At 70.9% G+C, this 25,188-nt stretch carries 18 protein-coding genes and 1 pseudogene; 14 read left to right on the top strand and 5 right to left on the bottom strand.

What is annotated here, in order from left to right; genetic code table 11:
- Nucleotides 1–1,052 (top strand): annotated as a pseudogene (locus E3O32_RS17255) (hypothetical protein); the annotation flags it as partial.
- Between the two features lie 49 nt (nt 1,053–1,101).
- On the opposite strand, the gene E3O32_RS09545 reads toward E3O32_RS17255, so the two are convergent.
- Genes E3O32_RS09545 through E3O32_RS09555 form a run of 3 tightly spaced genes read right to left on the bottom strand, consistent with a single transcriptional unit; the run spans nt 1,102 to nt 3,893 of the window.
- A complete protein-coding gene (locus E3O32_RS09545; RefSeq protein ID WP_134508935.1) occupies nt 1,102–1,902 on the bottom strand; it encodes an HAD-IIA family hydrolase in 801 nt (266 codons plus the stop codon).
- Nucleotides 1,903–1,954: 52 nt separating this feature from the next.
- Entirely contained in the window at nt 1,955–2,614 is a 660-nt protein-coding gene (locus tag E3O32_RS09550; protein WP_166790816.1) for a metal-dependent transcriptional regulator, read from the bottom strand.
- A 13-nt stretch (nt 2,615–2,627) separates the two neighbouring features.
- A complete protein-coding gene (locus E3O32_RS09555; RefSeq protein ID WP_134508937.1) occupies nt 2,628–3,893 on the bottom strand; it encodes an Nramp family divalent metal transporter in 1,266 nt (421 codons plus the stop codon).
- Between the two features lie 159 nt (nt 3,894–4,052).
- Between E3O32_RS09555 and E3O32_RS09560 the strand changes: the two genes are divergently transcribed.
- The 4 genes from E3O32_RS09560 (at nt 4,053) to E3O32_RS09575 (ending at nt 14,832) form a co-directional block, all read left to right on the top strand.
- Nucleotides 4,053–4,682, top strand: coding sequence for an RNA methyltransferase (locus E3O32_RS09560; protein ID WP_134508939.1), 630 nt, complete (start codon nt 4,053–4,055; stop codon nt 4,680–4,682).
- A 169-nt stretch (nt 4,683–4,851) separates the two neighbouring features.
- Nucleotides 4,852–13,206, top strand: coding sequence for an isopeptide-forming domain-containing fimbrial protein (locus E3O32_RS17715; RefSeq protein WP_166790817.1), 8,355 nt, complete (start codon nt 4,852–4,854; stop codon nt 13,204–13,206).
- Between the two features lie 16 nt (nt 13,207–13,222).
- On the top strand, nt 13,223–13,591 hold the full coding sequence (locus tag E3O32_RS09570) for a DUF4440 domain-containing protein (protein WP_134508943.1): 369 nt from the start codon (nt 13,223–13,225) through the stop codon (nt 13,589–13,591).
- Between the two features lie 104 nt (nt 13,592–13,695).
- The gene (locus tag E3O32_RS09575) at nt 13,696–14,832 is read left to right on the top strand and encodes a baeRF2 domain-containing protein (RefSeq protein ID WP_134508945.1); all 1,137 of its coding nucleotides are present in this window, start codon (nt 13,696–13,698) and stop codon (nt 14,830–14,832) included.
- Between the two features lie 19 nt (nt 14,833–14,851).
- On the opposite strand, the gene E3O32_RS09580 is transcribed toward E3O32_RS09575, so the two are convergent.
- Nucleotides 14,852–15,253: a DUF3052 family protein gene (locus E3O32_RS09580; protein WP_134508947.1), complete on the bottom strand. Its 402-nt coding sequence runs from the start codon at nt 15,251–15,253 to the stop codon at nt 14,852–14,854.
- A gap of 190 nt (nt 15,254–15,443) precedes the next feature.
- On the opposite strand from E3O32_RS09580, the gene E3O32_RS09585 reads away from it, so the two are divergent.
- The 9 genes from E3O32_RS09585 to E3O32_RS09625 all read left to right on the top strand — a co-directional run bounded on the left by E3O32_RS09585 (nt 15,444) and on the right by E3O32_RS09625 (nt 24,012).
- Nucleotides 15,444–16,121 carry an ATP-binding cassette domain-containing protein gene (locus E3O32_RS09585; protein ID WP_166790818.1) on the top strand — a complete coding sequence of 226 codons (678 nt, stop codon included), beginning with the start codon at nt 15,444–15,446 and terminating at the stop codon, nt 16,119–16,121.
- Nucleotides 16,122–18,209, top strand: a complete 2,088-nt coding sequence (locus E3O32_RS09590) for a YhgE/Pip family protein (RefSeq protein WP_134508951.1) — start codon at nt 16,122–16,124, stop codon at nt 18,207–18,209.
- A 27-nt stretch (nt 18,210–18,236) separates the two neighbouring features.
- Entirely contained in the window at nt 18,237–18,812 is a 576-nt protein-coding gene (locus tag E3O32_RS09595; protein ID WP_134508953.1) for a TetR/AcrR family transcriptional regulator, read from the top strand.
- 138 nt (nt 18,813–18,950) lie between these two features.
- On the top strand, nt 18,951–19,445 hold the full coding sequence (locus tag E3O32_RS09600; RefSeq protein WP_134508955.1) for a DUF3151 domain-containing protein: 495 nt from the start codon (nt 18,951–18,953) through the stop codon (nt 19,443–19,445).
- A 1-nt stretch (nt 19,446) separates the two neighbouring features.
- Entirely contained in the window at nt 19,447–20,733 is a 1,287-nt protein-coding gene (locus E3O32_RS09605; protein ID WP_134508957.1) for an adenylosuccinate synthase, read from the top strand.
- Nucleotides 20,734–20,815: 82 nt separating this feature from the next.
- Nucleotides 20,816–21,460, top strand: a complete 645-nt coding sequence (locus E3O32_RS09610; RefSeq protein ID WP_134508959.1) for a GNAT family N-acetyltransferase — start codon at nt 20,816–20,818, stop codon at nt 21,458–21,460.
- 158 nt (nt 21,461–21,618) lie between these two features.
- On the top strand, nt 21,619–22,569 hold the full coding sequence (locus E3O32_RS09615) for a DMT family transporter (protein WP_134509183.1): 951 nt from the start codon (nt 21,619–21,621) through the stop codon (nt 22,567–22,569).
- Between the two features lie 130 nt (nt 22,570–22,699).
- Nucleotides 22,700–23,080, top strand: coding sequence for a chorismate mutase (locus E3O32_RS09620; protein ID WP_134508961.1), 381 nt, complete (start codon nt 22,700–22,702; stop codon nt 23,078–23,080).
- Complete coding sequence (locus E3O32_RS09625) at nt 23,080–24,012, top strand: SDR family NAD(P)-dependent oxidoreductase (protein ID WP_134508963.1); 933 nt, start codon at nt 23,080–23,082, stop codon at nt 24,010–24,012. The genes E3O32_RS09620 and E3O32_RS09625 overlap by 1 nt, the downstream gene beginning before the upstream one ends.
- Before the next feature lie 136 nt (nt 24,013–24,148).
- Here E3O32_RS09625 and E3O32_RS09630 read toward each other — a convergent pair whose 3' ends face one another.
- A complete protein-coding gene (locus E3O32_RS09630) occupies nt 24,149–25,033 on the bottom strand; it encodes a DUF559 domain-containing protein (RefSeq protein WP_134508965.1) in 885 nt (294 codons plus the stop codon).
- Nucleotides 25,034–25,188 lie beyond the last annotated feature (155 nt).

Here is a 25,188-nt window from a genome sequence, read left to right on the forward strand (position 1 = left end):
CCGCGACCCCGCCCCCGCTGCCGATCCCCGCGCCTGCCCCCACCCCCGCGCTTCGGCGGTTCCGGGCGCGCGCCGCCGCCCCCGCTCCGCTGGAGGCCGAGACCCCGGCCCCCGAGACCCCGGCGATTCCCGCGCCGCTCATCGAGCCCGCGCCGACCATTGCCATGGCGGCCCAGCCCGATGCGACCCCGCCCGACGCGGCCGAGCCGCACGGGACCCCGCCCGACCTGACGACTCGCGCAGTCGCCGAGCCCGAAGCGATCCTGCCCGAGACCCGCCAGGCCCGCAGGCTGGCAGAGGCGGCCGGGACGGACCAGCCGCCGACGCCGGCACCGAACGCGGCACCCACCGTGGCCATTCCGGCCGGACCCGCGGCATCCGCCGGCGCTGCCGGCCCGGTCGGCCCGGACGCCCCCGGTCGCCGCCGCGGACCCGGCGGCCGGTCGCCAGCACGCCCGGGCGTGTTCGGCGGGCTGCCTCCCCGGCTGGTCTGGATCGCCGGCGCACTGCTCGCCGTGATCGTGCTGGTCGGCCTCTTCTTCCTCGGCCGCCAACTCGTCGGCGGCATCGCCCCGGCCGCCGTGGCCACGTCCAGCGCGGCCGCGACCCCGACCGCCACGCCGCCCCCCACGGCCGCCCCGGAGCCCACCGGCCCCCAGCCGGTCGGCGTGCACAAGTGGAACACCCTCTTCGGCGGCGAATGCCTGCAGCCGTACGTGTCGCCGTGGGAGGAAGACTTCACCGTCGCCGACTGCGCCGCCCCGCACGCCGCCCAGCTGGTCTACCGGGGCACCTTCCCCGGGGATGCCGCCGCCGCGTTCCCCGGTGAGGAAGCCCTGGCCTCGCAGATCAACCTGCTCTGCAGCGCGACCGGCGTGATCGACCTGCCCGCGGCCGCCGAGTTCGCCGACGTGCAGGTGCAGGGCAGCTACCCGGTCACCGCTGAACAGTGGGCGAAGGGCCCGCACTACTACTACTGCTTCGTCAACCGGTCAGGCGGCGAGCCGCTCTCCACGAGCGTCGCCGGCCCCGGACCGGCCCCCGCCGGCTGACGAGGAACGCCGGCTGTCGAGGCGCGTCAGCTGTCGAGGCCCGTCAGCGTTAGATCTCGTCCGACAGCAACGGTTCGCGGGCGACGAGCTCGTGCACACCCGAGATGATCTCGTCGGGGCGGAACGGGTAGCGGCGCACCTCGGCCTCGTCGCTGATGCCGGTCATCACAAGGATCGTGTGCAGCCCGGCCTCGATCCCGGCGACGATGTCGGTGTCCATCCGGTCGCCGATCATGGCCGTGTTCTCCGAGTGCGCGCCGATCTTGTTCATCGCCGAGCGGAACATCATCGGGTTGGGCTTGCCGACGACATACGGCTCCATCCCGGTCGCCTTCGAGATGAGGGCGGCGATCGCGCCCGTCGCGGGCATCGGGCCGTCGGCGCTGGGGCCGGTCGCATCCGGGTTGGTCGCGATGAAGCGGGCACCGGCCAGCAGCAGACGGATCGCCTTGGTGATCGCCTCGAACGAGTAGTTGCGGGTCTCCCCGACGACGACATAGTCGGGGTTCGTCTCGGTCATGATGAAGCCGGCCTCGTGCAGCGCGGTCGTCAGGCCCACCTCGCCGATCACGAAGGCGGTGCCACCCGGCGCCTGCGACTTGAGGAAGTCGGCGGTGGCGAGGGCGGAGGTCCAGATCCGCTCTTCCGGCACGATCAGGCCGGACGCGCGGAGGCGGGCGCTCAGGTCTCGCGGGGTGAAGATGGAGTTGTTGGTGAGCACCAGGAACGGCGTTCCGGCGTCGGTCCAGTTCTGGATCAGTTCGGCCGCGCCGGGCAGCGGGCTGTTCTCGTGTACGAGCACACCGTCCATGTCGGTGAGCCAGCATTCGATCTCGTCGCGGCGTGTCATTGGGCGCTCCTCAGGGTCGACCCAAGCCTAGCCGGGGCGGGTTTCCGGGCGGTTACAGCGTCAGCCAGATCGACGCGGCGGCATCGGGGTGCAACGGGCGGATGCGCCCGCCCGGCAGGCGCACCGCGCCCGCCTCGAGCACGGTCAGGGTGCTGCCCGGCCCGATCGACTCGGCGGCGAGATCGCGCAGGATTCCCGGGTCGCGGTCGCTGATCCGCAGCACCGTCCCCGCGTGGCCGGGCGCGGCATCCGCCAGCAGGATCGCGGGCACGCGCACCAGGCTGCCGTCGGCGGCGGGGATCAGGTCGCCGTGCGGGTCGGCGCCCGGTCGGCCGAGCCGCTCGTCGATCGCTTCGAGCAGCCGGTCGGAGAGCGCGTGCTCGAGCACCTCCGCCTCGTCGTGCACCTGGTCCCAGTCGTAGCCCATCTCGCGCACGAGCCAGGTTTCGACCAGGCGGTGCCGGCGCACCACCGCGCTTGCGCCGAGGAAACCCGACCGGGTGAGCCGGAGCGGCCCGTACGGCACATGCGTGATCAGCCCCGCCGCGGCGAGCTTCTTCACCATCTCGGTGACGGATGACGGCGCCACGCCGAGGCGCGAGGCGAGCACCGAGGGGGTGATCGGCTCCGGCTGCCATTCGGTGTGCGCGTAGATGGTCTTGAGGTAGTCCTCCACCGCGGGGGTGGACACTGCCGTGGGTCGCCTGGTCATCCGGATCCCGGCCTCAGGCGCCGGTGAAGATCAGCACGAGCAGCACCACATTCAGGGCGACGAGCAGCACGGCGGCGACGATACCGGCGGCGGTGGTGAACCACCGGTTCGTGTAATCGCCGAGAACGTCCCGGCGGGAGGTCAGCCAGATCAGGGGGATCAGAGCGAACGGGATGCCGAAGGAGAGCACCACCTGGCTGAGCACGAGGGCGAGGGTCGGGTCGAAGCCCAGCCCGAGGATGAGCAGGGCGGGGATGAGCGTGACCAGGCGGCGCAGCAGCAGGGGAACGCGGATGTGGAGCAGGCCGTGCATGATCTCCGCGCCGGCATACGCGCCGACCGACGTCGACGCGAGCCCGGATGCGAGCAGCCCCACCGCGAACAAGGTCGCGACGAGAGGGCCGAGGCTGGCCTGCAGGGCGGCGTAGGCGCCGGGCAGGCTGTCCGTTCCGGGCGCGCCCTGCAGGGCGGACGCGGCGAGCAGGAGCAGGGCCAGGTTCACGGTGCCGGCGATCGCCATGGCGATCGAGACATCCCACCTGGTCGCCCAGAGCAGCCGGCGAGTCGCCGTCGACCCGACGATGTCGGGGAACCGGTCCCTGGCCAGGGCCGAGTGGGCGTAGATGGCGTGCGGCATGATCGTGGCGCCCAGGATCGACGCGGCGAGGAGCACGGAGTTGGCACCCTCGAAGCGGGGCACCAGCCCGCCCGCGACCCCGGCGGCATCCGGCGGGGCGAAGAAGACGCCGGCGGTGAAGCCGACGGCGATGATCAGGAGCAGCGCCAGCACGACCTTTTCGAAGCTGCGCGGACCGCGGCGGGTCTGCACCGTGAGCACGAGCATCGAGATGACGCCCGTGATGATCCCGCCGGCCAGCAGGGGGAGGCCGAACAGGAGGTAGAGGGCGACCGCGCCGCCGATGATCTCGGCCAGGTCGGTGGCCATCGCCACCAGTTCGGCCTGCATCCAGTACAGCCTCCGCCCGAGCGGCCGCCGCAGCCGCGCCCCGAGGATCTCCGGCAGGCTCGAGCCGGTGACGATCCCGAGTTTCGCCGAGAGGTACTGGATCAGCCAGGCCATCAGGTTGCCGGCGATGACCACCCAGACCAGCAGGTAGCCGAAGCGCGCCCCGGCCGTCATGTTGCTCGCGACATTGCCGGGGTCGAGGTAGGCCACGCCCGCCACGAGGGCCGGCCCGAGCAGCCAGAGCAGGCGAGTGGATGCGATGGTGGCCGGTTGCGCGCGGACCGGCACCTGCGTCGTCCCAGATTTAGGCATACCGAAATCATAGCCTCGCGGCGGCTCCCCGTCGTCCCCCTAGATCGCCTCTTTCGGTCGAGACCGACCCGCGCGCCGGTCGGTTTCGACCGAAACGGCAGATCTCGACGACGAGGGGAGTCGGGCAGGGAGCCGGCCGGGCCGGGATACGGTTGCAGGGTGACTGAATCGCTCAACCCGACGCCCGAGCTCTCGACCCATGGCGTCGGCCCCTGGCCGGGCGATCTCCCCGAGGAGTCCTTCTACGACCCGGAGCTGCTCGAGCACGGCGACACCCGCAACGTGATCGACCGGTACCGGTACTGGTCGATGGCGGCGATCGTGGCCGACCTGGACGAGAAGCGGCATCCGTTCCACGTCGCCATCGAGAACTGGCAGCACGACATGAACATCGGTTCGATCGTGCGCAGCGCCAACGCGTTCGCCGCCGACACCGTGCACATCATCGGCCGGAAGCGCTGGAACAAGCGCGGCGCGATGGTCACCGACCGCTACCAGCATGTGCTGCACCACCCGGATGTCGCGGCCTTCGTCGCCTGGGCCGCCGGCGAGGAGCTGCCGATCATCGCGATCGACAACGTGCCGGGCAGCGTCATCATTGAAACCTTCCGCTTCCCGGAGCGCTGCGTGCTGCTCTTCGGGCAGGAGGGCCCCGGCCTTTCCGAGGAGGCGATCGCCGCCGCCGACGCCGTCGTGGAGATCAGCCAGTTCGGCTCGACCCGGTCGATCAACGCCTCGGCCGCGGCCGCCGTGACCATGCACGACTGGGTGCTCCAGCACCGGTTCTGAGCCTCGCCTCGGCTGCCCCCAGCATTGGGGGCGCCCGGATCTGGCTTTCCCGGAACCGGAAACGATAGATTCTCAGAAGATGTTTGTCCGGGGGGCAAATTCTCGGGGCACGTGAACCGAGGGGCGTGTGCATCGATTTGTCCGATGCGCCATGCCCCTGGAGTCTCCCGTGCCACAGCCCCGCCCCCGCCCGCGCCACCAGAAGCGACAGGTGCTCTTCGGAGGCGGTTTCCTCGCCCCGGCCCGCGCGCACATCCGCATCACCGCCGGCGTGCTGGCCGGCCTGCTCGTCGCCGTCGGCCTGACCCTCGGCGTGGTCGTCGCCCCGGCCAGCGCCGACGCGCTGATCTCACTTTCCGCCACCTCGACCGGCACCATCCTCGCCGGCGAGGACGCGACCGTCACCCTCACCGCCAGCGGACCGAGCGGGTCGACCGCCGACTACTACAACCTGGCCTTCCGCTACGAGCTCCCGACCGGGGTGGCCTACGTCGCGGGCAGCGCGAAGAGCGCCACCGTGCCCGCCCTGCCCGACCCCACCATCGTGGTCATCACCGACTCGGCCGGGCCGCCCGCGCTCACCCACCAGGTGCTGATCTGGACGAACCTCGCCGACCTCCCTCACGGCACCACCCCCGGTTTCAGCTTCGGGATCAAGCCGGATGCCGACGTCTACCCGGTCGGTTCTCCCATCCCGGGCGCCGCCGCCGTCTACGCCCAGACAAACCCGCGCCTGCTCGCCAGGTTCGACAAGGACACCGGCATCGTCGTCGCCGGCAGCTTCGCCGCCTCGGATGCCGTCAGCCCGCAGGCCACCAGGGTCGCCGCGATCAAGGTGACCAAGAGCGAACCGAGCCCCGAGCATGAGCTCATGCGGGGCGTGCACAACGAGGGCAGGGTCTACACGATCGCCACCCGCAACACCGGCATCGCCCCCACCGATGGCGTCGTCCTCGTCGACTACCTGCCCGCCGGACTCGAGTTCCTCGGCTGCGGAGCGACCGACAACAGCGCCGCCGTGGAATACCCGGGCTCCGGGCCCGTGCGCGCAACCCTCACCGGCGGCGAAGTCGCCACCTGTGCGACCCCGGTCAGCATCGACACGGTGAACGACCGCCCCGGTTTCGCCGGCCAGGTCTTCACCAAGGTCACCTGGAACCTCGGCGCGCTCGCCGCCGGCGCCACCCGCACCATCACCTACGCCGCCGGGATCCCGCTCCGGGCCAACACCCTCGCCTGGCCCGCCGGCACCCCCGGCGTCGCGTCCCTGCTCCAGGGTGCGAACCTCGACAACAACACCGGCGCATCCACCCGCCAGGAAGACGCCGCCGCCGCCGGCCAGTCGCTGACGAACACCGCAACGGCCTCCGGCACGTACACCGGCAAGGTCGCCACCCCGGCGGATGCCGCCACCTCGTCCAGCGACTCCGTCACCGTGAAGGCCATGGACCTCTCCATCGTCAAGTCCGGCACCAGCGTGTTCACCGCCGGTGACATCGCCGACTTCTCCCTGCTGGTTCGCGCCGGCGAGTACACCGACGACAGCGCCATGACCATCGTCGACACCATCCCCAACGGCCTCTGCCCCATCCTGCCTGCCTCCGTGCTCTTCACCCGCAGCGCGGGCTGCCCCGGCGACGGCATCGTCACCAATGCGACCGTGACCGGCGCCGTCGCCAACAGTGATGGCACGTTCACCGTCACGATGACGCCCACCCCCAACGCGATCGCCCATGACGACAGCGTGATCATCAGGTACAGCGCCTACATGAACGCCTCCTACCAGGGCACGAGCACAACCGGCACCGGGGCGGGCGTCCCGACTGCCGCCGGGGACTCCTTCCTCAACACGGTCACCATCGCCGGAACCACCACCGGGCTCACCCCCGGGGACCTGGCCGTCAAGGCGGTCACCGATGACTCCTCCGCCGGACTGGGCTCGGACGGACCGGAAATCAGCAAGAAGGTGCTGGAGCGCCCGACCCCCGGGGCCACCCCGGTGGCGTGCGAGGCCGCGCCGGGCAACTACGTCGAGGAACCCCAGACACCGGCCTACCAGGTCGGCGACAAGGTCTGCTTCGAACTCACCGTCACGTTCTCCACCGGGGCCAGGACCCGCAACGCCCAGATCACCGACTTCGTGCCGGTGGGCACCCGCTACGACTCCTTCGTCCTCGCCGCCGGAAGCACGGTCGCAGTCACCCCGGTCGCCGGCACCCAGTCCGCGACGCCCCTGGTCGCCGACCCGCTCCCCGCGTCCTGGAACCTCGGCACCTCCGAGGGCGGCGCTGACCTCTTCGTGCCCAAGGGTGCGACGCTCACCCTGTACGTGAGCGCCGTCATCGTCTCGCGCTCCGCCGGAACAGGCGTCGACATCACCGCCAACCTGATGAAATACCGCCAGGAGACGACCGACGGCGGCGTGCTCGCCCTGCGCGACCAGGTCGACTACAGGGTCGCCCCGACGCCGGCGGTCCTGCTCGCCAAGAGCATCGCCAGTGTCAACGGCACCGCCCCCGCGGCCCCGAATGACAACGCCGTGGTCAAGGAGGGCGACGTCGTCAGCTACTCCGTCGACGTGAGCGGGGCCCCGTCAAACCTCTTCGACGTCGAGGACGTCGTCGTCTGGGATGCCCTCCCGGCCGGCTACGACTGTGCCACCTGGACCGTCACCGGCATCACCGCGGGCGGCGTCTGCCTCAACCCGGGTGACGCAGGCTACCCGGCCAACTCGGCCGCACCCAGTGGACGCAGCGTGATCGTCTGGACCATTGCCGGGCCGCTGTCCGCGTTCACCGTCGCCACACTGGCCTACAGCGTGACAATGCCCGTCGGCTTGAGCGTGTCCCGGATCTTCGTCAATACGGCATCCGTCGTCGCGTTCACCGCGCCGACCACCAACGCCACCGACAACGCCTACTTCCCGAAGGGCTCGCTCAACCCGGCCCACGACACCGACGGCAACGCCGCCCCGGCCAACGACAACGCCCAGGTGCGCCTCGCTGACGCCGTCACCGGCAAGACCGGCATCAGCCGCATCAACGAGACCGGCAACACCGCCGGTCAGGCGGTCGCGGGTGAGCTCGTCGACTACACCTTCTCCGTCACGGTCCCGGCCCGCACCACCGTCTTCAACGGCGTGCTCTCCGACGCCCTTCCGGCCGGCCAGACCACGACCGGGGCGACCGCCACGGCAGCCCTCGATGGCGGGGCCCTCCCCGTCGGATTCGTCCTGGACACGACCACCGGCGCGCTGACCTTCCCGGCGACCTACGACAACACGACAGCAGCCGCCCAGGTCTTCACCGTGACCCTGCCCGGCGTGCTCGTCGGCGTCACCCTGGCCTCCGGCACCCTCACCAACACGGCCACCTTCGCCAGCAACGTCACCCTGGGCGGCACCGCGGTGACCCCGCGCACGGCGACCAAAGCCATCGCCGTGGTGACCCCGCTGCCCACCCTCGCCAAGGTCGTCGACAAGCCGACCGCGCAGGGCGGCGACAGCGTGGTGTTCACCCTGACCGCGGGCAACACGGCCGGCCGTCCGGCCGCCTACGACTCCGTCGTCACCGACTGCCTGCCCGCCGGCCTCATTTTCGGCAGCTTCCTCACCGCACCGGTCGGCACCGTCACCTCGAGCGCGGCCGGCACCGGTGTCGCCGGCAACGGCTGCGCTGTCGGCACCACCCGGCTGGCCTGGGTGCTGCCCGGCACGGGGGCGCTGCTCAACCCGGCGACGACCCAGCTCACCTACTCCGCCCAGGTCGACCCGGCCTCCGCCGGCCTCGTCAGCTACACGAACACCGCCTCCGTCACCGGCTCGACCCTGTCCGCCAACGCCGCGAACAACGCCGCCGTCGAGCGCATCGTGACCGCGGGGGCATCCGCCGTCGTCTCGGTCGAGGGTGCCACGACCGTCAAGACGGTCGCCCCGGCCATCGCAACGATCGGCGGCAACGTCGGCTACACCGTCAAGGTCGTCCTCCCGAAGAACGTCAATTTCTACAACGCGACCATCGTCGACACCCTCCCGGCCGGCCTGACCGCCGACGCGTCGACCGCCACCGTGACCTGCCAGACCGCCTCACTGCTCGACTGTTCCGCCGACCTCCCGAACTCGCCGACCTTCACCCTGGCACCCTCCGGCCAGAAGATCGGCTGGCTGCTGGGCAGCGTGACCGCCAAGCCTGAGAACCGCACCGTCACCGTCTCCTTCACCGGAACGGTCACCTCGGCCGTCGCCAACATCGCCGGAAAGGTGCTCACCAACACCGCCGTCCTCGCCTGGAACGACTCCGCCAAGGCCTCCCCGGCCACCGCGGCGTCCCCGTTCGACCGCACCGGCACCCCCGGCACGGTCGACATCACGGTCATCGAGCCCAGACTCGGCATCACCAAGAGCGTCTCCAACACCACGCCCGAGCCCGGCCAGGCCTTCACCTACACGGTCACCGCCCGCAACGCGAACACCGCCACCACGAGCACCGCCTTCGCCGTGAGCATCGTCGACACCATCCCCACCGGTATCGACCTGTCGAGCATCACGAACATCTCGGGCGGCGGCGTGCTCTCCGGCAACACCATCACCTGGTCGGTCGCGAGCATCGCAAAGAACGCGTCCGTGGTTCTGACGTACGACGCGAAACTCGCCGCGTCGAGCACCCTCGGCACCGGCCCGCTCGTGAACACCGTGCGCATCCCCACCTACTCGTCGCTTTCCAGCGGCGGCCGTGAGTACACCATCAACCCGCCGACCGCCACGGCCTCCGTGACGCCCGACTTCCCGTTCATCACCCTCGCCAAAACGGTGGCCAGCGGCACGACGGCCTACCTGGACACCCCGTTCGGCTGGACCCTCACCCTGCAGAACACCGGCAGAGGAACCGCCGCCACGGTCACCCCGACGGATGTCCTCCCGGCCAACTGGATCTACGTCGCCGGAACCGGCACCGCCTCCATCAACGGCGCCGCCGCTGCCCCCCTCGCCGACCCGACCGTCACGACGGCCGGCGGCGTGCAGACCCTGGTCTGGCCGGCATTCACCACCGTCGCACCCGGCACCGGCATCGTGATCCGCTACTCGGCGCAGCCCACCGCGGCCGCCACCACGACCCCCGGCGCCGGTTCGCTCACCGCCCACATCAACACCCTGTCCGCGTCGACGACGGATGCGACCGGAGCCACCGGCCGCGGCGGCCCGACCCCCTACACGGCCGCCCCGGTCACCGCGGCGGCGCACCTCGACTCCGCCGACCTGCGCATCGTCAAGGCGGCCGGAACTGTGCTCGTCGCCGGAACGACGACGGCCGACGCCTGGACGATCACCGTGTCCAACCTCGGACCGGACACCGCAGTCGGCAACGTCGGCGGCCGCAACTTCCGGGTCACCGACACCCCGGCGCAGCCGCTCCCGGCCGGCCTGGTCGTCTCCCTGGCCTCCGGCACCGGCTGGAGCTGCTCCGTGCCGGACGCCGGCACGGGCGCCTTCACCTGCGACCGGACGAACGCCGGCGAAACCCTGGCGCCCGGCAGCGCCTGGCCGGCCATCAGCGTGGCCGTCCGGGTCGCCGCCGATGTGGCATTCGGCAGCACGGTGACCAACTCGGCCACCGTCGCCGGACTCACGTTCGACCCGGCCACCGGGAACAACACCAGCACCAGCGCCCTCAGCGTGACCACCAGTGCTGATCTCCGCATCGTCAAGGCGGCCCAGGGCGTCTTCGCCGCCGGGGAGGTCGCCACCTGGACGATCGACGTCACCAACGACGGCCCCTCGCTGTCGGTGGCGCCGCTCGAGGTGACCGACACGCTGCCCGGCAACATCTCGGGCGTCACCGCCACCGGAGCCGGCTGGACCTGTGACACCTCGGTGACCCCGCTGAGCTGCAGCACGGCCACCGACCTTGCCCTCGGCGCCACGTCCCGCATCACGGTCACCGCGCTGGTCGACTCGGGCTTCACCGGCAGCCTCACCAACTCGGCCACCGTCACCGGCACCACCCCCGACCCGAAGCCGTCCAACAACACCTCCGGACCGACCACCCCGGTCGGCACCGGCACCAGCCTGGCGATCGAGAAGACCCTCGTGGACGCGAAACTCGTGCCGGGCGCCGAGGCAACCTACCGTTTCCTCGTCACCAACACCGGCCTGGCGAACGCCCGCAACGTGCATATCACCGACGCGCTCCCGAACGGGCTCACCTTCGTGGGCCAGAGCGCGGCGGGCCCCGGAACCTGGACCTGCACGGAGACGGCCACAGCCCCGTCGACCATCGGCTGCGCCCTGACCGGCACGCTCGCGCCCGGCGTCTCCGCCGCCCAGACGATCGACGTGACCGTGCTGGTTCCCAGCAGCCTGACCGGTGACGTCGTCAACGCGGCCACGGTCTCCGCCGACAACGCCCCGTCGGTCACCGACGACACGAGCACCGCCCTCACCGGCGAATCCGACCTCGGCATCGTCAAGTCCCACCCGGCCGGGCCCGTCACGGCCGGCACCGACGTGACCTACACCCTCTCGGTCACCAACCACGGTCCGTCCGACGCCCCCGTCGGCACCGTCGTCACCGACCACGTCCCCGCGGGCCTCATCGCGCAGTCGGCCGACGGCGGCGCCGAGTGGAGCTGCGACCTGCCGGTCGGCCAGGACCTGACCTGCACCAGCACCGGCATCCTCGCCGCCGGGGACACCGCCTCCGCCATCACGGTGGTCGTGGCGATCCCGGCCGCCGCCGGCCCGGCCACCTTCACCAACGTCGCCGACGTCGCCGGTGTCCTGCCCGAACCCGCGACCGACCCGAACCCGAACACCGCCAGCGACCCCACCGACGTCACCGACCGGGCCGACGTCACCATCGTCAAGACGATCACGCCCGACGCCGCCACCGTCGTCGCCGGCGGGTCGATCGTCTACACGCTGACGGTGACCAACGCCGGTCCGTCCGACGCGGATGCCCTGAGCGTCACCGACACCCTCCCGGCCGGCTTCACCGCCACGGCGATCGAGGGCGCCGACTGGACCTGCACGCTCGCCACCGTGAGCTGCACCCGGCCGACCCTCGGGGTCACCACCTCCGTCATCACCGTCACCGCCGCGGTGTCCCCGGCCCTCCCCGACGGCACGGTGGCCACCAACACCGCCGACCTGGCCTGGACCGACAGCCGCCCGGGACCGCACACCGACACGGACTCCGTTCCCGTGACGGTGACGGCCGTGGCAGACCTCGTGCTGGCCAAGACGGCGCCGCTCACCACGCCGAACGCCGGCGACGCGGTCGACTTCGATCTCGCGCTCACCAACGCGGGCCTCTCCGACGCCGTGGGGCCGATCACGATCGTGGACACGCTGCCGGTCGGCATCCGTTTCCAGGCGAACACGCCCGGCTGGACCTGTCTCGCCGATGCCGTTCCGGCCGACGCCGACCAGCCCGTCACCTGCACGCTCGGCGACGGCGCGGTCGGCCTCCCGGCCGGCGGCACCGCCACCGCGCTGAGGATCTCGACGAGCACAGATCCCGCGCTCGGCCTGGTCACGCTGACGAACACCGCCACAGCGGCAACGCCGACGAGCGAGACCAACCTGGACAACAACACCGACCCGGCCGACGTCACGTTCGCCCGCAGCGCGGACCTGCGCCTCGCCAAGTCGCACGTCGGCGCGGGCGCCATCGGCACCGCCACCGCGTTCAGCCTGGTCGTCACCAACGCGGGTCCGTCCACCGCGGCCGGGGTCAGCGTCGTCGACTCCCTGCCGAAGGGGCTGACCTTCGCGGGCGCCGCCGGCAGCGACCCGGCCTGGACCTGCGCCGCGGCAGATCCGGATGCCGGCACCGGCGTCACGCAGGTCACCTGCGCCCTGGCCGGCGACCTCGGCGCCACCGCCACCGCACCGGCCCTGTCGGTCAACGCCCTCGTGGGCGCCGGAGCCTACCCGACCGTCGACAACGTCGCCGTCGTCTCCTCCGCCACCCCGGATCCGAACCCGGACGACAACACGGCCACCGACCCGCTGGCGGTGGCCCCGCTGGTCACCCTCGCGGTCACCAAGAAGCACCTCGGCCAGGCCAGGGTCGGCGGCACCCTCGACTACCTCATCTCGGTGTCGAACGTCGGAGTCACGGCCGACCCGGGCGGGTTCACGATCGTCGACCGGCTCCCGTCCGGCCTGGCTTTCGCGAGCAGCGCCGGCCAGGACGTCACCTGCGCCACCGCCGGATCCACCGTCACCTGCACCTTCGACGGGCCGCTCGCGATCGGCGCGACCCGCACGGTGACGCTGACCACCTCGGTGCTGGCCGCGGCATTCCCGCAGGTCGTGAACACGGCCACGGTGCGGAGCCTCTACCAGGATCCGGCCGCCGTGGTCCTGCCGGGCAGTGACACCGCGGTGGTGCTCAAGGCACTCGCCCACACGGGCGTCGACCTTCCGGTCGGCCTGCTGATCGCCTTCGCGATCCTCGTGCTGCTCCTCGGCGCGATGCTGCTCCTGGTCGCCCGAAAGAGGCGAGGCATCCGCCGCGGATAGGGGCTAGCGTGGGGTCATGACTGAGATCACTGACGATCTGCCCGCCCGACTGCTCCACGAGGAGCAGGAGGGCTGGCAGGCGATCCTCGCCGGCCGAGGCGGAGAGTATTACCGCCGCACGATGACCAGGGATGCGCTCCTGATCCTGCCCGGGTGGGTCATCACCCGGGACCAGGTGATGGCGGCGTTCGCGGCCGCCGCCCCGGTCGACAGCTACCAGCTGCGCGAGCCCGCCGTGATCCGGATCAACGACCACGCCGGCATCCTCGTCTATCGCCTCGTCGCCCACCGCGGAGAGACCACGACCGAGGTGAACGCGGCCACGACCTACGTCTTCGCCGACGGCGGCTGGTGCGTCGCCGCCCACCAGCAGACCGCGATCTGAGCCCTCCGCCGGGGCCCGAACAAGGCCTTCCGGCAGGGTTGTGGACCCTCCGGCCGCAGGCTAGCGTGGCGAATAGGTACACATCGTGAGAAGGGACTCCGACCATGGCTGACTTCGGAAATGAGGGGCTGGCGGAGCTGTATCGCCGGCCCGGTTCGGTCTCGACGGTCTACGTGGATGTCACCCAGACCGGCGAGGATCCGCGTCGCACGTCGACCATCCGGCACCGCACCCTGCGCGAGTCGTTGGCCGCCGCGGGAGCGCCGTCCGGTGACGCGGACACGATCGTCGAACTGGTCGAGGAACCGCCGGGCATTCCCGGCAAGGTCAGCCGGCTGATGATCGTGCGCGACGGCAAGGTCGAGTTCAACGAGGTGCTGCCGGGGGAGCCCCTGGGCGAGTTGATGGCATCCTACGGCCCCGTTCCCAGCCTGATCCCGCTGTTCACCCAGCGCCCCCGGGACCTGAGCTACGTAGTCGCCGAGGTCGGTCGTGACGGCGGCGAGATCCGGCTGTTCCGGCTGAGCCAGGCCGACCCGGTGGCTGAGGAAGACGTGCAGGGCGACACCGAGTACATCACCAAGGTGCAGGTCGGCTTCCTGTCCAACTCGCGCTACCAGCGCGACACCGAGGAGATCTGGAAGCGCAACGAGGGCCAGGTGGCGGACGCCATCGACGAAATCGTGCGCGACAGCGGCGCGGAACTCCTGGTCGTGACCGGGGACGTGCGCGCCCGCCAGCTCCTCGTCGCCCAGCTTGCCCCCGCGACCAGGGACATCCTCGCCGTGGTGCCGACGAACACCCGGCCGGGCGGCGCGACGACCCGTGAACTGGAAGAAGACCTCGACCGGCACCTCGCGTCGATTCTCGCCCAGGACGAATACGACGCCCTCGAACGCCTGGAGTCCGGGCGGGGCGAGGGGCTGGCCGAGATCGACTTCGCCGCGGTGGTGCGCTCGCTCCAGCAGGGCCAGGTGGAGGTGCTCATCCTCGACCCGGCCGGCCTGTCCGGGACCACCCTGATCGCGCTCGACCGGGAACCGTGGGTCGCCGCCTCGTCGGCGGATGCCCTCGGCGCCGGCGAGCTCGGCGAGGTCGCCGCCGCGGACGCCCTGGCCAGGGCCGCCACCCTCACCGACGCCCGGGTGGTGGTCGTGTCGCACGGCGAGCTTCGGGGCGACTCCACCGCCGCGGCACTGCTGCGCTGGTCGACCTTGCCGGCCGCCGCCGAGACGGAGTGAGAGGGGACGCCCCTCACCCTCACCGGTGTTCGCGGCGCCAAACGAGTTTCAGGCCCGACCAGTCCTCGTCCAGCGCCGCGACCTTCACGTCGACGAGTCCGATGGTCAGTGCGCTGTCCCGAATGAGGTTCTCGGTCATCTCGCTCCGGTGACCGGCCGCCTTGCGCGGCCAGGCGATCCACACCATGCCGGCCGGCCGGATCCGCTCCGCCAGCGCCGGCAGCTCGGCGATGAAGGCCGCCGGGTCGGTGTGGAACGCCAGGATCACCGCGGCAGGGGCATCCGTCTCACCGGTCAGCCAGTCGATGCGCTCTGGCGCGTCCGGAACCATCCACCCGGCCGGCGCGTGCAGCAGTTGCACCGCGTCACCCGCCCGGAGCCCGAGCTTTCTCCACAGCGGAGTACCCGAATAGCCGCCCATCCGCACAGGCTACCCGGCTCACCCGATGACCGCACTCTCGCGGGCGGGGATGGCGCCGGCGCCGGGGTCGTCCAGTCATCCACCGACTCGGCAGTACAAGTACGAGGGTTTGCAGCGGACTGGCGGTTTGCGCACCGACCGGAATCCGACCTATACTGACTGGTCAGTACAAAAAGGAAAGAGGTTCGACGTGCAGTCGACTGTGTGGGCGGACGACCTGGCCCTGGAATTCAAACGCGGAGCGGTCTACGGCCCGCTGAGCTTCGAGGTCGGCCACGGCCTCACCGTGCTCTGCGGGCCGTCCGGCAGCGGGCGCACCAGCCTCATGCTCACCCTGGCCGGCCGGATGAAGCCGACCAGCGGAAGCCTGACCGTGCTCGGCCAGGAGCTGCCGCGCCGCGCCCGCCGGGTGCAGAAACGCACCGGCATCTCCGGCTTCCACGACATCGACAACCTCGAAGACTCGGTCACGGTCGGCGCGGCGATCCGCGAACGCGAGGCCTGGGTGTCGCCCTGGTGGGCGTTCATCCGCGCGGTCGACGACACCGAGGTGCGGCGGGTCTGCGCCGCCGTCTTCGGAGACGTGCCGATCCCCGCCGCGGACGCCGTCATCTGGGACCTCGACGAGGTGCAGACCGTGCTCCTCCGGGCCGCCCTCGCCCTGATGAACGAGCCGAGCATCCTCTTCTTCGACCAGGTCGAGCAGGTGCACTCGGCCGAATCCCGCCGCATCCTCTGGCAGCGCCTCGCCGCCCTCGTCGAGGGCGGCACCTGCGTGATCGCCTCCGCCACCGCGCCGGACACCGAACTGTGGTCCGAACTCGGCATCGAACCGACCGTCATTCTCATGAACAAGGAAAACCGCTGAATGTTCGCCTTCCTCTCCTCCGGCACCGAGCTGCACCGCTTCGGCAAGGGCAAGATGCCCAAGATCGCCCTCGTCGTGCTCATGTTCATCCCCCTCATCTACGGGGCGCTCTATCTCTGGGCCTTCTGGGCGCCCAATGACGCCATGGACAATCTGCCCGTCGCCCTCGTGAACGCGGATGCCGGCGCCAGCCGCGACGGCAAGCCGATCACCGCGGGCAAGGACCTCGTCGACCAACTCGTCGACGGGCACGACCTCGGCTGGACGGTGACCAGCGCGAAGGATGCGACCGCCGGCGTGAAGGACGGCGACTACTACTTCGCCGTGACCATCCCGCGCAACTTCTCCGCCAGCGCGGTGTCGGCCGGCACGGACAATCCGACTTCCGCGGTGGTCCAGGTCGACTACAACGACAGCAACAGCTTCCTCGCCACCACGATGGGCAAGCAGGCGATGGTGCAGCTGCGCGACGCGGTGGCCGAGAAGATCGGCGACCAGACCGTCAACGCGCTGCTCGTGGGCGTGAACGACGCCGGCACCGGCATCCGCTCGGCCGCGACCGGGGCCAAGACCCTCGCCGACGGCCTCTCCACCGCAGAGGAGGGCACCGGCACGCTCAGCGAAGGGCTCGGCTCCCTCTCGGACGGGGCGACCAGCCTCGACGGCGGCGCCGTTCGCCTCGCTGATGGGGCGACCGCGCTCTCCTCGGGGCTCGACACGCTCTCCCAGGGTGCGGCGACGCTCTCCGGGTCGAGCGTGAAGCTCGCGGGCGGCACCGCTCAGGTCTCGGCGGGAATGCAGGCGGCCGCCACCGGGGCCGCAACCCTCTCCGACAAGTCACAGCAGCTCGCCGGCGGCGCCACCAGCATCGCTGACGGCACCCGCAGGCTCGCCGGCGGCACGGCATCCGTGGCCCAGGGCCTCACCGACCTGGAAGCGGCGATGGATGCCAATCCGCTCGCCCCTGCTGCCGCGTTCCGGCCCACCCTGGACAAGATCAAGGCCGGCGCGGCCGACGTCGACGCCGGTGCGCAGGGCGCGGTCACCCAGACCCGTGACTACGCCGGCCTGAGCGGCCAGTTCTCTGCCGGAGTCGGCGAACTCTCCAGCAAGCTCGCCGCCGGGGCACCGGGCGCCGCCCAGGTCGCCACGGGCGCCGGTCAGCTCTCCACCGGTGCCGCGAGCCTGGCCACGGGCGCTGCCACGGCCGCCACGGGCTCGCACGCCCTGGCCGATGGTTCGAACGCGCTGAAGACCGGCGCGGACTCCCTCGTCGACGGTTCGGCGAAACTCGTCGCCGGTGGCACCGCGCTGCAGGACGGTACCGTGCAGCTCGCCTCCGGCTCCCGCACCCTCTCCGACAAGCTCGCCGAGGGCGGCCGGGCCGCCCCTGACCTCAGCCAGGCCGAGATCGACAAGAAGACGGATGTGATCGCCAACCCGGTCACCCTCGACCAGCGCTGGGAGAACGCCTCCAGCAGTTTCGGCGAGGGCTTCGCCCCGTTCTTCCTGGCCCTGGCCACCTTCGTCGGCGCGCTGATCACCTGGCTCATCCTGCGCGCCCTGCCCACCCGGGCGCTGGCCAGCGCGGCCTCCGGCCTCCGCACCACGATGACCGGGTTCCTGCCGGCCATGGCCGTCGGACTCGCCCAGGTCGTGATCATGGTGCTCGTGCTGGTCTACGGGATCGGGCTCCAGCCGCGGTACTGGCTCGGGATGAGCGCCTTCATCTACCTGACCACGCTCGCCTTCCTCGCCCTGCAGCAGATGTTCATCATCCTGCTCGGGACCGCGGCGGGCCGGGTCGTCAGCCTGGTGCTGCTGATGCTTCAGCTGAGCTCGTCGGGCGGAACCTACCCGGTTGAGACCACGCCGGAGTTCTTCCAGGCGCTGCATCCGTTCATGCCGGCGTCGTACGTGGTCACCGGCCTTCGGCAGCTCATCACCGGCGGCATCGACTCTAGACTGTGGGTCTCGGTGGCTGTGCTGCTGGTCATGCTGGTGGGATCCATCGCCCTCAGCGCCTGGAGCGCCTCCCGGCAACGGATCTGGACGGTCGGCCGCCTGCACCCCGAACTGACGATCTAGGCCGAACCGACAAGCAGGAAGGACGCCATGCCACGCGCCACCGGAACGAAACGCGCCATCCTCGACGCGACGCTGGAGCTGGCGGCCACCAAGGGGATCACCGGCACCACGATGGACGAGGTCGCGGAGCGGGCCGGGGTGGCCAAGGGGAGCCTGTACTACAACTTCGCTTCTAAGGACCGTTTGTTCGAGGAGCTCCTCCAGGAGGGGGTCGGCGCACTCGCCGACACCCTCAGGGAGGCGCGGGCCGGGCTCCACGGCCGGGCAGCGCTCGAGGCGCTGATCAGGGCGCTGCTCGACGGGATTGCCTCCAACACCGCACTGGCCAAGCTGATGGCGGCGGAGATCTTCCGCACCGACCGCACTTGGCAGAAGACCCTGTTCGCGCTCCGGCACGAGGCCCTCACGGTCTTCGCCGAGGCGATCGCGGAGGTCGAACCGGGCAGCCGCCGCGACGGAACCTGCGGCCTGATGGCGTCGAGCGTGTTCGGGGCGGTGCTGCTGTCCGGCCTCGAATGGCTCGTCTTCGACCCGGAGCGGCATCGCGACGAGGTCGCGGCCGCGATCCTCGACTCCTTCTCCGGCGGCCTCCTCGGCGACTGACCGGTGATCGAGCCTGTCGAGATCGAGCCGCCCCGGTGATCGAGCCGCCCCGGTGATCGAGCTTGTCGAGATCCCCGCCCGACGGCGACCGACAGGCTCGACCGACGGCGCAGCATCCGCGCCGCGTTAGGATCGAGTGTGACCGGCGAAAACTTGATTGAGCAGCCCGAGACCCTTCTTCCCGCGGAACCGGAGGTGATCGAGGCTCTTCGACGAGCCGGCAGCGCCGATCTCGGCTCCGTCGTGGCGGCGCATCCGACCTCGTCCCTGGCCTGGGTCGTGCTCGCCGATCTCGCCCACCTCGAGGGTCGCACGATCGAGGAATACGCCTTCGCGCGGGTCGGCTACCACCGAGGCCTCGACGCTCTGCGCAAGGCCGGCTGGCATGGCCACGGCCCCGTCAAGTGGACCCACGAACCCAACCGAGGGGTGCTCCGCGCCCTGTACGCGCTGCGGCGGGCGGCCCGCGAGATCGGCGAGATCGACGAGTTCGACCGCCTCACCACCTTCCTGAACGACGCCGACCACACCGTGATCAGCCGCATCGAGCAGGAAACCATCACGCCGGACGGGTACCGCGCCAACGACCCGGCCCCGCCCACCGAGGCGTTCTTCATCCGAGGAGAGAACTGATATGCCAGCGATTGTTTTGATCGGCGCCCAGTGGGGCGACGAGGGCAAGGGCAAGGCGACTGACCTTCTCGGCAGCCGGGTCGACTATGTCGTCAAGTTCAACGGCGGCAACAACGCCGGCCACACGGTCGTCATCGGCACCGAGAAGTACGCGCTGCACCTGCTGCCCTCCGGCATCCTCACCGCCGGGGTCACCCCGATCATCGCCAACGGCGTGGTCGTCGACATCGAGGTCCTGTTCGAAGAGCTCGACGCGCTCATCTCCCGCGGCGTCGATGTCTCCAAGCTCCGGGTGAGCGCGAACGCGCACATCATCACCCAGTACCACCGCACGGTCGACAAGGTCACCGAACGATTCCTCGGCAAGCGCCAGATCGGCACCACCGGCCGCGGCATCGGCCCGACCTACGCCGACAAGATCAACCGGGTCGGCATCCGCGTGCAGGACCTCTTCGACGAGAACATCCTGCGCCAGAAGGTCGAGGGCGCGCTCGAGCAGAAGAACCACCTGCTGGTCAAGGTCTACAACCGCCGCGCGATCTCGGTCGACGAGATCGTCGAGGACCTGCTCAGCTACGCCGAACGCCTGCGCCCGATGGTCGCCGACACCGCCCTGCTCCTGCACCAGGCGCTCACCGACGGCAAGACCGTGCTGTTCGAGGGCGGCCAGGCGACCATGCTGGACGTCGACCACGGCACCTACCCCTTCGTCACCTCCTCGAACGCCACCTCCGGCGGCGCGGTGACCGGCTCGGGCATCGGCCCGAACCGGATCGACCGGATCATCGCCGTCGTCAAGGCGTACACGACCCGCGTCGGCGCCGGCCCCTTCCCGACCGAGCTGTTCGACGAGTCGGGCGAGTTCCTGCGCGCCAAGGGCTTCGAATTCGGCACGACCACCGGTCGCCCCCGCCGCTGCGGCTGGTACGACGCACCCGTCGCCCGGTACACGGCCCGGATCAACGGTGTCACCGACTTCGTGCTGACCAAGCTCGACGTGCTCACCGGCCTCGACGTCATCCCGGTCTGCGTCGCCTACAGCGTCGACGGCGTGCGCTTCGACGAGGTTCCGGTCTCGCAGTCCGACTTCCACCACGCCAAGCCCATCTTCGAGGACTTCCCCGGCTGGACCGAGGACATCACGGGTGCGCGCACCTTCGAGGACCTGCCCCGCGCGGCCCAGGACTATGTGCTCGCCATCGAGAAGATGAGCGGCGCCCGTATCTCGGCGATCGGCGTCGGCCCCGGCCGCGAAGCGATCATCTCCCGGCACGACCTCGTCGACTGATCGGAGAAACGGATGTCGGCGGCGAACCGTTTCGTCGGCATCCGTTCACCGCGCCGTCACATTCTGCTGACACAATGTCGGGATGAGCGCCCTTCGCCCGGCGCCCGCGACGATCGCGGGCCAGTACCTGCAGCTCGAGCCGCTGACGCGCGTGCTGCTGCCCGAGCTGCACCGGGCGATCGCCCAGCCGGCCGTCTTCGCCGGCGGCTACGGCGGCGGGCCGGCCGGGCTGCGCGCCGGCCTCGGTGAATTCATCGATTGGGCCCTCGGCTACTACCAGTGGGCGGGGCTGCCCTACGCGGTGCGCCTGATCGGCGGCCCGCATGACGGAGACCTGGTCGGCACCTCGACCCTCGGCGACCTCGACCTGGCCAACGGCACGGCGCACCTGGGCTGGACCGCCTACGACCCGCGGGTCTGGGGCACCGCCGTCAACGCCGAGGCCAAGCTCCTGCTGCTCGGCCTGGCCTTCGAGCACGGATTCGGCCGGGTGAAGATCCAGGCCGACGCGCTGAACCTGCGTTCCTGCGCCGCCATCGCGGGCATCGGGGCCACCTACGAGGGCACCATCCGCCGTGAGCGACGCCGCGCCGACGGAAGCTGGCGCGACACCGTGGTGTACTCGGTGCTCGAGGATGAGTGGCCGCGGGTGCGGGCCGGCCTCCGGGCAAGACTCGACGGCTACGGCACCCAGGCGGTGCATTACCGAATCGGCCAGCTGAGCTGAGCCCCCGCCCGCCCGCGCCCGTCCGCGCCCGCCCGCGCCCGCGGGTTTCGGCCGTCGAGGCCGGATCCGGCGCCGGTCGCACCCGGCCGCGATAGGGTCGGCAGGTGATCGACACTCCGACGGCAGGCAAGACCATCGTCACCCTCCAGTTCCTGGGCATGGGCGTGGTCTGGGGCTCCAGCTTCCTGTTCATGAAGGTCGCCCTGGCCGGGGTCAGCTTCGGCCAGGTGGCCTGGTCCCGGCTCGTTCTCGGCGGCCTCACCCTGGGCCTGATCGTGCTCGTCACCCGGCCCCGAGTGAACCGGGGACCGGTGCTTCCACGCGAGGGCATCGTCTGGCTGCACTTCCTCGTGATCGCGATCACCGGATGCGTCGTGCCGCACCTCCTGTTCGCGTGGGCGGAGCAGTACGTGTCCTCGAGCCTGGCGAGCATCTACAACGCCGTCACCCCGATCATGACGGCACTGATGGCCACTCTCGCCTTCCGGGTGGAGCGACTCGTCCGCGGCCAGGTCGTCGGCGTGACCGTCGGCATCCTCGGCGTGGTCGTGATCATCGGGCCGTGGCAGTATGCGGCCCTGACCGGCGATCTCTGGGGCCAGCTCGCCTGCCTCGGCGCCGCGGTCTGCTACGGCTTCACCTTCGGCTACACCCGCCGGTTCCTCAGCGGCCGGCCGATCGCGGGAGCGACCTTCGCCTTCCTCAACATCGGGCTCGGCGGGGCGATCATGCTGCTGCTCACCCCGGTGCTGGCGTGGCATCCGGTGGCCCTCACCGCACCGATCGTGCTGAGCCTGGTCGCGCTCGGGGCGCTCGGCACCGGCGTCGCGTACATCTGGAACATCAACGTGCTCCGGGCCTGGGGGCCGACCAACGCGTCCACGGTCACCTACGTCACCCCGGTGGTCGGTGTGCTGCTGGGTGTGCTCCTGCTCGGCGAGACCTTGTCCTGGCACGAACCGCTCGGTGCGGCCCTGGTGCTCCTCGGCATCCTGCTCGCCCAGAAACGGCTCCGGCTGCCGCCGCGCCGTTCGGCGGCTGCCCGCGAGTCTCCTCCCGGCAGCGCGGCCGCCGCCCCCGCCCGCGCCACTGGGTCCCCGCGCCGCTGAGTCCCCCCGCCGCGAAGTCCCCGCCCGGCCGAGATCCGCCCTTCCGGCCCAGCCCGCCCCGCACACCGGTCGGCCTCGACCGGAAGGGTCGAAGTCGGCGGCGATTTCGGCCGCACGGTATCGTCGAACCATGGCAGCAGCAGAGGAATTGCCCGCGGGCGCGGGGCAGGATGCGATCGACGAGCTGGGCAGCATCCGGCAGAGCATCGACAACATCGATGCGGCGCTGATCCACCTGCTCGCCGAGCGCTTCAAGTTCACCCAGCAGGTCGGCCGGCTCAAGGCCGCGCACGGTCTGCCGCCGGCCGACCCGACCCGGGAACTGCTGCAGATCCAGCGCCTGCGCGGCCTCGCCGAGGAGGCCCGGCTCGACCCGGCGTTCGCCGAGAAATTCCTCAATTTCATCATCGCCGAAGTGATCCACCACCACGAGAAGATCGCCGGCACCGAGAACGTGAACGGCGGCGCCCGTGCCGCCGGATCCGCCGCGACCGGGACGAACCCGACCTAGTGACCTGGAACCCGCGGAGCCTCCCCGGCCAGGCCGGCAAGACCTTCGTGATCACGGGCGCCAACGCGGGGCTCGGTTACTTCACCGCCGAGCAACTGGCGGATGCCGGCGCCCACGTCGTGCTCGCCTGCCGCAACCCCGACCGGGCCCAGGCCGCCGCCGGGGCGATCCGCGGGCGGGTGCCGGGGGCATCCGTCTCGACAGTACCGCTCGACGTGGCCGACCTGGCCTCCGTGCGACGAGCGGCCGAGGCCCTGCTCGAACTCCCGTCCATCGACGGCCTCATCCTCAACGCCGGGGTCGTGCACCCGCCGCGCCACCGGGAGGTCAGTGTCGACGGCAACGAACTCGTGTTGGCCACCAACTACCTGGGCCATTTCGCGCTCACCGCGCTCGTGCTGCCGGCGCTGCGGCGCACGCCGGGCAGCCGGGTCGTCTCACTCGGCTCGTTGATCTCGCGGCTGCTTGACTCCCCGCTGCTCGACCTTCAACTGGAGTCGGGCTACAACCGGTGGAAGGCCTACGCACAGTCGAAGATCGCCACGCAGGTGTTCGGCTTCGAGCTCGATCGACGGCTGCGCGCGGCCGGAGCCGGCGGCGCTGACGGGGTGCAAAGCCTCGTCGCCCACCCCGGCTACTCGATTTCGGGGCTGACGCCGGGCATCCGCGGGGTCAATCAGCCGTCGCGGGCGACCCGTCTCGCCGACAACCTGCAGGCCTTCGGCGCGCAGGGCAAGGACGCGGGCGCGTGGCCCACGGTGCGCGCGGCCGTGGACCCGGATGCCCGTGGCGGCGACTACTACGGCCCGCGGTACCTCACGCGCGGCCTGCCGACGCTGCAGGAGCCGACTCGCACCTCGCTCGACCCCGCGGTCGCCGAGTCGCTCTGGTCGCGCTCGGAGCAGCTCCTGGGTGCCCCCTTCCCGCTCTAACCACCCGTCCCCGCTGCGGCGCCCGCCCACGTCGAGTCTCCCCGCTGTTCGCGCGAGAGCGGGTGAATCGTCGGTTTGAGTTGTCCAAACCGACGTTTCACCCGCTCTCGCGTGCACGGAGGTGACGCGGTCCGCGTCAGGGACGCCATCCAGCGGCGCGCAGTGCCGTTTCGACCTTGCGGAGCACCGACGCCGGCTTGCTTCGCAGGTGGGACTTGTTGATCCGGATCACGCGCCAGTCCGCCTCCATGATCCGGTCGAGCCGGTCGACATCCCAGTGGTACTGCTCCTCGTCGGTGCGGTGCTGTTCGCCGTCGTATTCGACGAGCACGCGGTACAGGCGGTAGACCAGATCCCCGGTGGCGATCTTCACCCCGAGGCGGTCGGTGATAGCGCAGTTCACCTCGGGCTCCGGCAGCCCTGCCCGCACGATCAACAGACGCAACTGGGTCTCCTTCGGCGAGTCGACCCCGGGTCGCACCCAGTCGAAGGCCTCGCGCAACTTCCTCGCGCCCCGATGTCCCGCATAGCGCAGGACTGCTGCCCGAAGTGACTCCATCGTCGCCAGCGGTTTCTTGCGGCGCACCAGCGCATCGCCGACCTTGATCAGGTCGTCGAGATCGAGCACGGATGCGAGTCGGCACCAGGTATCGACCGGCGATGTGACTCGCAGCCCCCGAACCTCCACGACGGCGATGCTCCCGGCGCGGACATGGTGGCCGATGACCCCGGAGCTTCCGTGCCGGGCGGCCGGCTTGTCGGTGCACACGTGCAGCAATTGCGAACGCGCCAGGCCGAGCGGCAACGGCAAACCAAGGATGATCGCCGCGGTCACGTCGCTGAAGAACTGGTCGCGGGACATCCGCAGGCTGTAGGCCACGATCCGGGACTCGATCGTTGTGGTGATCCCGGGGGCCGCGTGCAGGCCCCGGTACGGATGCTCCAGGTCGGCACGCCGCAAACGCTCACGGCTGAGACCTGCATCGAGTCCCTCTGCCGTCGTGAATGCTCGCGCGCTCAAGTGCCGCGGGAGCTTCCCAGCCCGTTTCATCCCCCGAGGATGCCCCAAACCGGCATCCGTTCGCCCGATTCATCCACACCCGAACCCCCCACCCCCCAACCGGCGCCCCACCGGCGCCCCGACCCGAGCTGTCCTCACCCGCTCTCGCGGCCAGA

The organism is Cryobacterium mannosilyticum (assembly GCF_004402705.1).
GTDB classification, from domain to species: Bacteria; Actinomycetota; Actinomycetes; order Actinomycetales; family Microbacteriaceae; genus Cryobacterium; species Cryobacterium mannosilyticum.